At 65.7% G+C, this 9,350-nt stretch carries 4 protein-coding genes; all 4 read left to right on the forward strand.

The window, feature by feature from the left end; translation table 11 throughout:
• Positions 1-390 precede the first annotated feature (390 nt).
• The 4 genes from ACVUH9_RS22080 (at position 391) to ACVUH9_RS22095 (ending at position 9,140) form a co-directional block, all read left to right on the forward strand.
• Entirely contained in the window at positions 391-984 is a 594-nt protein-coding gene (locus ACVUH9_RS22080; protein WP_475760989.1) for a hypothetical protein, read from the forward strand.
• Between the two features lie 978 nt (positions 985-1,962).
• Entirely contained in the window at positions 1,963-2,568 is a 606-nt protein-coding gene (locus ACVUH9_RS22085) for a hypothetical protein (protein WP_475760991.1), read from the forward strand.
• A gap of 945 nt (positions 2,569-3,513) precedes the next feature.
• On the forward strand, positions 3,514-5,733 hold the full coding sequence (locus ACVUH9_RS22090) for a hypothetical protein (protein WP_475760993.1): 2,220 nt from the start codon (positions 3,514-3,516) through the stop codon (positions 5,731-5,733).
• Between the two features lie 50 nt (positions 5,734-5,783).
• On the forward strand, positions 5,784-9,140 hold the full coding sequence (locus ACVUH9_RS22095) for a hypothetical protein (RefSeq protein WP_475760995.1): 3,357 nt from the start codon (positions 5,784-5,786) through the stop codon (positions 9,138-9,140).
• Positions 9,141-9,350 lie beyond the last annotated feature (210 nt).

Below are 9,350 nucleotides of genomic sequence, written 5' to 3' on the forward strand. Positions count from 1 at the left end.
CTCTTGCCTGCGTTGATTCCCGAGCTGGTCGCGACGGTGCTGACGCCGTACCTCGGGGTCGAGGGCGCGCGGCAGGCGATCGAGGATGGGGCCGTGCCGGCTGCGGCCGTGCGGAAGGTGTCCGAAGGGCACGATCCCTCCGGGGCACCGCTCGCCCCTCACGCGTAGGGCGGTCCTGAGCCACTCGCCGCGGGTCGGCGGCGTTCGGCGTCGCGAGCAGGGGGGACCACAACGTGGTCTCCTATTTGCTTCTGGTTGGCAGCAGGATCGATCATGCTGCACGGAGCAACGCAGTACCGGAGCGCCCAGATCTCAAGCAAGGACGCTCCGGCACCACAAACGCGTCCAGCTTAGCCGGACTTACTAGGAGTAAACCATATGTTTGGAAGCATGGGGAGCAAGGTCGCCCTGACGGCCGTTGTTGTCGTTGGTTCCGTCGCGATGCCGGCTGCGGCGCAGGCGGTGCCGCACTGGACGCAGGGTGGGACCACCCTCGGCAGCACGCCGACGGCCACGACTAGCGACGGTACGTTGACGCTGAACGCCTTCGGCGGCTTCAGGCTCACGTGTGGGGTGCACGCCACGGGCACCATCTGGAACGACGCGGTGACGGGTGTCGGAAAGAAATCGATTGCCGCGGTCACCTTCGCGAACCCGTGCTCGACGAACGTGCCGGGGTGCACGCTGACCGCCGCTGCTACTGGCCTGCCGTGGGCCGGGTCGCTGACCGCCGTCGGGGCCGTGATCCGGGATTCGATCGCGGGGGTGTCCGCCAGTTGGACGTACTGGGGGACCTGTCCGGCGGGTATTCCGACCGGGGTACCGATCTTTGCGGCTGGCGTGCTCGGGCCCGTCGTCGGCGCCGGCGGGATTCTGACCTTCGATGGCGGCGCGCCGAACACCGTGAGCGGACCGCTCGGCAGCGCGACGGTGACGGGAACCATGACGGTGACTACGCCCACCGGCATCTCGGCGGCTCTGTAGTCGCGCCGGGCCTGGCCGTGAGGGTCCAGGAGGTCTTGTTGAGGCAGGAGCTTCGCGATCTCAGCATCGCGTCGTTCGGCGTCTGCCGCTGAGCTTGATCGCTCGGCGGCGGATGCTGCGGCGGTCTTTTGGTCATCCCCGTCGGGACTTCAGCCTGTCGCGCGTCGGCGTTGGACGGCTGTACGACCTACCGCGAGCGCGTGAGTCTGGCGAGGCGGCCTCGGGATGATCGGGGGCGGGCGGTCCGCTCGAGACTCTTCGCTGGTGAGGTCGGGGCCCGAGGGCACCAGGGCACGCGTTCCACTAGAAACCGAAATAGGTTGCCGCCTTCAAGGACCTAACCTAAAGACGGGCGAACTGCTCGTTGCGTTTCTCTATGTGTGCAGGACGCTCCGACCTGTAGGCGACTGACCTTCCTGCGTTCAATGCGGGAGTAGTGCAGTCGTTGCCTGAGCCGTCTTTGGTCTTGGCGCTATGGCAGGCGGCGGTGCTCTCTCGGCAGCGGAAATGGGCGACCCGGCGGGCAAGGCAGTGGGTCGATGCGCCGTCGTCGGTCGTCCCGATCGACGACGTACTCGTGAATCGCTGCGGTGGCTACCTGGCCACCGAAAATGAAACCGCCGATTGCCTTGACACTCATCGAAACGCTCGTGTAGCTTGCTGACCGTGCCTTGAGGGCACGATTATCAAGCTTGCAAGGAAGCAACATCTTGCAAGAGGAAGAAGGGTCCCCGGCGCGCAAGGCACGTCGCCCCGTATTTCGTCGCGACGACTGTCGCTTCGGGGGAGACGGCATCGCATCAGGGCTCGAGGTCGCCGACGGATATCGACGCGCGGACCTCTTTCCTGCTTCCTGCTTGCGCTTGAGCGGTGTTCGAGCGCCGGCGACGCAGTACCGGAGCGCCCAGATCTCAAGCAAGGACGTTTCGGCACCACAAACGCGTCCGGCGGAAGCCGGGCCTTATAGGAGCAATTCATATGTTTGGCAATCTCAAGAGCAAGATCGCACTGGCGGCCGTCGTGGCCGTTGGCGCTGTCGCGATGCCGGCTGCTGCGCAGGCCGCGCCGCACTGGACGGTCAATGGCGTGACGATCCCGACGTCGCCGCAGACGGCCATTACTGGAGACGGGACGTTGACGCTGAATGCCGCCGCCGGCTTCAAGGTGACGTGCGGCGTGCACGTGACCGCTGATATCTGGAACGACGCCTCGGGGGTTGGCAAGAACTCGATTACTAGCGTCACGTTCTCGAATCCGTGCTCCACGAACGTTCCGGGTTGCACGGCGACCGCTGCCGCTCTCGGCCTGCCGTGGCCGAGCACCCTGACCGCCGTCGGCGCCGTGATCCGGGACTCGATCACGGGCGTGTCGTTCACGAACACCTTCGCCGGCACCTGCCCGACGGGTGTGCCGATCGGGGTTCCGATCTCTGAGACCGGTGTGCTGGGACCGATCGTGGGAGCCGGTGGGCTCTTGACCTTCGACGGTGGCACGGCGAACACGGTGAGTGGGCCGCTCGGCAGCGCCACGGTGACGGGGACCGTGACGGTTACTAGCCCCACCGGGGTTTCGGCGGCGCTCTAAGACTCGACGAGGCAGCGCCATTGTGACACTGCCTCATCGCGCAGTTCGTAGTTTGTTGAATCTTTGGGTTCCGCTGCCGCAGGTGGCGGAACCCAAAGTTGTTGTTTCCGCCGCGGGCTATGGTGGGACTCCTGGAAGACCAATTTTGACCGACAAGCTCCTCACGTCTAGTGGTGACTGGGAAACGGTGACGAGACCGCGGCGAACACGCCGCAGGCCGCGCCCTGAACGTTTCGCACTCCGGCCGGATTCCTGCTGGGTGCGCTCAGTAGAGCTCCCGTCGAGTCGCCTCAACGGCATGCGGTCGTGCTTGCCGACCTCCGAACGGAGGGTCGGCGACACCGCGCGTTACCTGCCCGTTCGTGGGCGCCAACTCCCCCTCTTGACAGTCGGCTGCGCTCGACGTGGCCTTCGTGTCGGGACAAAGTCGGCCAGAGGAGCAATACGCACCCGCACGGTGCGAGTTGCTTGGGCGGGCGGCCCTGTTGTTCATCGGCCGGCCACGCCCGACCGCGTGCTGGGCGTCGCGCCCGATGGAATCGCCGTCAGTGGCGAGTGGACCTTGTTGGGCCTTGGCCGCCGCGTGGTGGCAGGGCGCCAGCGAAATGAACGGACATGGACATGCGAAGAACAGGTGGTCGGTGTGCTGTCACGAGAGATGGTCTGGGCGACGAAAGCGGTGAAGGAACGATGAGTAGCTGGCGGGGAGTGCCGCACCACGTTGTGATTGGAAGTCGGCCGGTCAGACGAGGCCTGGCTGTCGCGGTCTCCGTGATCGCGCTAGCGGGGTGGTACGGGGAGTCGGCACCCGCGGCGTCAGCGGCGGAGGTTTGTCCCAATGCCGCGGTCCGGGCACAGCAGGACTCGACGTTCTTGCCCGACTGCATGGCGTGGGAGATGGTCAGTCCGGCGCAGAAGGACAGTGTGAGCGTAGGTCCAAATGCGTTGAGCTCCGACGGTACGCGTGCCCTGCTGCAGGGCAACGGCGGGTTTGCGGGCACGCCGGCGTCCAGCGGCTTTCAGACCGATTACGGGTCTTCACGTTCCGAGACGGGGTGGCTGACGCGGCCGATCGGTCTTCCCGCGAGCGAGTTCTACAGCGGAGCGCGCTCCGCGGATCAGTCTGCGGACCTGTCTCGTGCGCTGTTCGTTGCTCCGGTCGGTCCGATCCCGGGGCAGACGCGGTTCTACCTTCGTGGGTTCGACGGGTCGTTGGCGCCGGCGTCTCCGGCGCTGACGGCCAAGCTCGAGGTGACGACGAGTCCTCTTGACCGCTACTTCGCGCACTATGCCGGAGGCGCGAGGGATCTGTCCTCGTTCGTTTTCACGACGAACAGTGGCGTGAGTATCCTGCCGGGTTTCGACCCTGCTGGCGGCGGTAACGCGCAAAATCTGTACGAAGTTGCCGACGGGTCCTCGGTGCGTCGGGTCGATCTCGAGGATGGAGGGCAGGTCGTAGGCGCGTTGTGCGAGGGCCGGACGATCGGGGGAGATCAGCGTAGCTTCAACGCAGTTTCCGAGGATGGATCGAGGATCTTCTTCTCTGCGTACCCGACCGCGCCTTCGGCATCGACGGATTGCGGGAACAAGGGGCCGTTGCGAGTCCTGGCGCGGAGCAACGGGTCCAGCACGGTCGAGGTGTCGCAGTCGCGGTGCACGCGGGTGGAGAGCCTGCCGGCGGTGACCGCCTGCAATGCCCCGGCCGATGTGACGTACGAGGGCGCGTCGGCGGACGGCATGAACGTCTTCCTGTCGACGACGCAGCAGCTGACCAACGACGACACCGACGAGTCGCTGGACCTCTACGAATACCGCTTCGGAACCGGCGGGTCTGCGGCAACGCTGACGCGGATCTCGGCTCCGGGCTCCACGGCTCCAGATCCCGAGGCAGATGCGCAGGGAGTCACGCGGATCTCCGACGACGGCCAACGGATCTACTTCGTCGCCCACGGTCGACTCACCGCCGATACGAACGCGGCCGGGCAGAGCGCCCAGCAGGGAGAGAACAACCTGTACCTGTTTGAGCGCACGCCCTCAGACCCCGGGGGGCGTTTTGCGTTCGTTGTGACGCTTGGGGCCCCGAGCTTTGTGGCACCACTGTGGGGCGGTGATTCCCGGTTCGCGCAGCTCGCGACGGATGATGGGCGGGTACTGGTTTTTGAGTCGCAGGATCGATTGACGGCGGACGACACCGACAACGCGCTCGATGTGTTTCGCTACGACGCGGATAGCGGCTCGTTGCAGCGGGTCTCGCGCGCCAAGGACGCGTACGGCAGCAACGGCAACGGGGAAGTGCAGGCCACAATCTCCAGCCTCGACTATTCCACCGCCAGTAGGACCGGCAAATCGCTGAGCAACGTGAGTGCTGACGGAAATTCGGTGATCTTCCTCACGAAGGAGCGCCTGGCCGAGCGCGATGTCAACGAGCAAGAGGATATTTATCGGTGGCGGGCGGCATCCGGCGTCGGGCAGGTTGATCTGGTTACCGATGGTCAGGGGCCCGATCCGGGACAGAAGCCTTCCTCGCCCAAATACGGCATCAGTGCTGACGGAAGCACAGTGGCGTTCTCGACGAACCAGCGGTTGGTGGCGGAGGATGTCGACGGGGCTGTTGATGTCTACGTCGCGAGGGTTGATGGCGGGTTCTTGTCGCCGCCGCCGCCGCCCGATAGTTCGTGTTCGGGGGAAGCCTGTCAGGGCGAGTTGATCGCCGGCGCGGGGCTGCCGCCCGCCGCGCTGAGTGATTCGTTCGTAGGCCCGGGAAACGTCGCTCCTCCGGTGGCGGCGGGAGCGACGGCCAAGCCGAAGGTGGCGAAGATCAAGACGGTCCGAGGGACGTCGGCCAAGGTCCGCGTGACGGTTACCGAGAAGGGAAGGATCCGGGTGTCGGGATCAGGACTCGTTGGATCGTCGAAGGTCGCGACGAAGCCCGGAACGTACACGCTGACGGTGAAGCTGTCGAAGCGGGCGGAGCGGACGCTGCAGCGCAAGCGTCGTGTGAAGGCCCAAGTGACGGTGGGGTTCGCCCCTGCCGCCGGGGTCTCCGCCGCAGTGCGGGCACCGGTGACGTTTCGGGCCGGGACCAACAGCAAGGTGGGTGCTTCGTCGTCCCGAACCAGTCGACAAGCCAGCGCCCCGTCATCTGATGCTCGAAGGGGTCGGTAGCCATGCAGACGCAAGGGTTGTACTCGAACTGGGCCGGGCCGGTCCGCCGAATGCGCTTCCTCGTCCTCCTCGCGACGATGTTGTCGGTTGGGCTTGGGGGCGTCTGGTCCACGGCCACGGCTGATGCAGCACCGGCGCTGACGTTCAGCTCGTCGAAGTTCCCGACGAGCTTTCGTGTCGGTGACACATACGATCAGTACGACGTCTATGCGACGAACAGCGGCGACGCGATGCCGGCCGGAACGCCAGCGACCGTGGAGGTTCGTTTGCCAGCGGGCGTTTCGGTCCGCCAGGTCATTGGGGGGTACTTCTACGATGCGGAAGTCCCGTGCAGCGCCGACGGGGAATCGGTCTCCTGCACCAGTAGTGCAGGCCTGGGAGCAGGTCAGACGATTGCGCTGAGCCTTGTGCTTTCGGCGGGTGACGGCGCGGTTGGCGGCGCTGAGGCGACGATCACCGTCTCCGGTGGCGGACAGGCCGTGCCGGCGGTCTATCAGGATCCGTTGTCGATCCTTCCTCGTCAGTCGTTTGGGACCGACGACTTTTTCGCGGGCACGATCGACGAGGCGGGCGTACCGGATGTGACGGCCCCGGCCGGCGGTCATCCGTTTGCTGCTAGTGCCAACTTCACGGTCAACAACGTTGTCACCAACCAGAACACGCGTTACCCGGTAGAGACGGTCAAGGATGTCATCACCGATCTGCCGGTCGGGTTTGTCGGCAACCCGCAGACCGTTCCGACCTGCACCCAAGCGCAGCTAGCGGCCGGGACCTGTCCGATTGAGAGCCAAGTTGGAGTGATCCGAGTCGGCCTGTACAACCAAGTCGACCCGCCGCCCGCATCGCCTTACGGGGTGTACAACATGGTTCCGGATCGAGGTCATGTTGCCCAGTTTGGGGCGACCATCATTAATTACGGCTTCGTTCACATTTACGCTTCGGTTCGGAGCGACGATAATTATGGAATTCGCCTGAAGGTGAGCGATAGTCCGTCGGAGGACCCGCTGCCCCTCTCGGTTGGGGTCTCGTTGTGGGGGACGCCTGCGGATCCGCGCCACGACGCAGAACGCTTTACCTGCCCGTTCCCGGGGTTCTGCTTCCCAGGAGCCTCGAGCTCGGCGCCGGAGACGGCGTTCTTGAGCAATCCGCATGAGTGTCTGCCGGACCCGCCCGTGACGGAGCTGTTGTTGGATTCCTGGCAGCATCCGGGTGACTACAAGAGGTTCCGGTCGGTTGCCGCACCGCTGACGGACTGCGACAAGCCGGAGTTCGAGCCGACGGTCGCCGTCAAGCCGTCCGGGTCGGCTCCAGATGCGCCAACAGGCCTCAATGTCGACCTGGCATTTCCGCAGGAAGGGTTGACCGATCCCGACGGGCTAGCGCCGCCGCCATTGAAGAAGGCGACGGTCACCCTGCCCGAAGGCATGACGATCAACCCGTCGGGAGCGAACGGTCTGAAGGCATGCACGGACGACGAGTTGAAGTTGAAGTCGAAGGATCCGGTCACCTGTCCGAACGAAGCGAAGGTCGGGACCGCGACCGCGACGTCGCCGGTGCTGGCGGAGCAGCTGACGGGCGGGGTCTACATCCGCTCGCAGAACTCCGATGATCCGGAGTCCGGGGAGATGTTCCGCATCGCCCTGGTGCTGGAGAACGAGGAGCGGGGGCTGTCGATCCGGCTTCCGGGCTCGATTCGTGCCAACAAGGACACCGGTCGGCTCGAGACGACGTTCGACAACAACCCGCAGCTGCCGGTCTCGAATATCAACCTGCACTTCAAGGACGGTCCGCGGGCGCCGTTGGCGTCGCCTCCGACCTGTGGGGAGAAGACGGTCGATACGCAACTGACCTCCTGGGGCGGGCACACCGTCAACCGGAAGAACAGCTTCACGGTCGACTGCGTGCCGAACCTCGGTGGCTTCTCCCCGACGTTCAAGGCCGGGGTCGTGAACCCGATCGCGGGTGCGGCCTCGCCGTTCACGCTCGGGATCGGGAAGCCCGACGGGAACGCCGACCTCAACGGTCTGCGGCTGGAGATGCCCGAAGGGCTGCTGGCCACGATCAAGGGCAACCTCGGTACGCGGATCGGTACGGCAACGGTTGGTGCCGGTCCGGGATCGCAGCCGTTCTGGTTGCACGGGCCGGTCGTGCTCGAGGGCGCCTACGGGGATGCTCCGTACTCGCTGCGAGTGACGGTGCCGGCGAAGGCGGGCCCGTTCGATCTGGGTGATGTGGTGGTGCGGCAGAAGATCTATGTCGATCCGCACGACGCGCACGTGACGATCGTGAGTGATCCGTTGCCGACGATCGTCAAGGGTGTTCCGGTTCGGTTGCAGAACCTGAACGTGGCGGTCGATAAGCCCGGGTTCATGCGCAACCCGACCTCGTGTGCGGAGAAGACGATCAGTGGCACCCTCGGTGCGGCCGGTGGCCAGACCGCGGCGGTTAGCTCGCGGTTCCAGGTCGGTGGCTGCAAGGATCTGCCGCTGAAGCCGCAGCTCGAGCTCGAGATGCCCGACAAGCGGGCGACGACGCAGGGGAAGACGACGCCGTTCTCGGCGACCGTCCGTCAGACGAGTGACCAGACGGCCCTGAAGAAGGTCGTCGTGACGCTGCCGCCGACGCTCTCGCTGATGGCGGAGAACGCACAGGCGCTCTGCAAGCCGGCGGAAGCCGCGGCGAAGAACTGCCCGGCGGGGTCGATCGTCGGCAAGGCGTCGGCGACCACGCCGCTGCTGGATGAGGCCCTGACGGGCAACGTCTACTTCGTCGAGGGCCTGCGGACGACGGCGACGGGGAAGACCGCGAAGACGTTCCCGAAGCTGTGGGTGGCGTTGCGCGGCCCGATCGCCCTCGACCTGTGGGCGGACACGGACGTCAAGAACAACCGGCTGATCAACACGTTCGGGTTCGTGCCCGACGCGCCGATCTCCTCGTTCAAGCTCGACATCGCGGGCGGGAAGTACGGGATCCTCGCGGTTGCCTCGAACGACAACAAGGCGGACGTCTGCAAGGGCGAGCAGATCGCCGACGCCGTCTTCGACGGGCAGAACGGCAAGCAGGTCACGATGCGGCCGCGGGTGATCACCCCGTGTGGCTTCGGGATCGTGTCGCAGCGGTTCTACTCGACCAAGGTCAAGGTCCGGGTCGGCGGGATCGGCAGCGGGAAGCTGACGGTCTCCGGCAACGGGATCAGGAAGACGACCCGCACGATCACGTCGTCGAGGGTGGCGACGGTGACGGCGAAGCTGACCGCCTCCGGCAAGCGGTCCTACAAGGGCCGCAAGGCCCTGAAGCTCCGGGCGACGTTCACGCCTGCGGGCGCCGGTGCCAAGCCCACGACCCGCACGGTGACGCTCAAGCGGGCGGCGGCGAAGAAGGCGAAGAAGGCCGCGGCCAAGAGGTAGCGGTAGGAGGCGGTCCACCGAGAGGTCGGGTGTTGCGGGAGTCCCGTCCTGCCCCCGGCCTCCGGTGGGGCCGTAGCCAGTACTCGCATCGTGTGGGTGGGAACCGCCCGTCGAGGGTTTCCCTCAGTGGCGTGTGGACGCTCTACTATGGGACGCCAGGTCTCTCTATGTCCCGTCGTAGTCGCCACCCGGATAGCGATCGTCGTCGTC

This window comes from Patulibacter ginsengiterrae, from assembly GCF_056269115.1.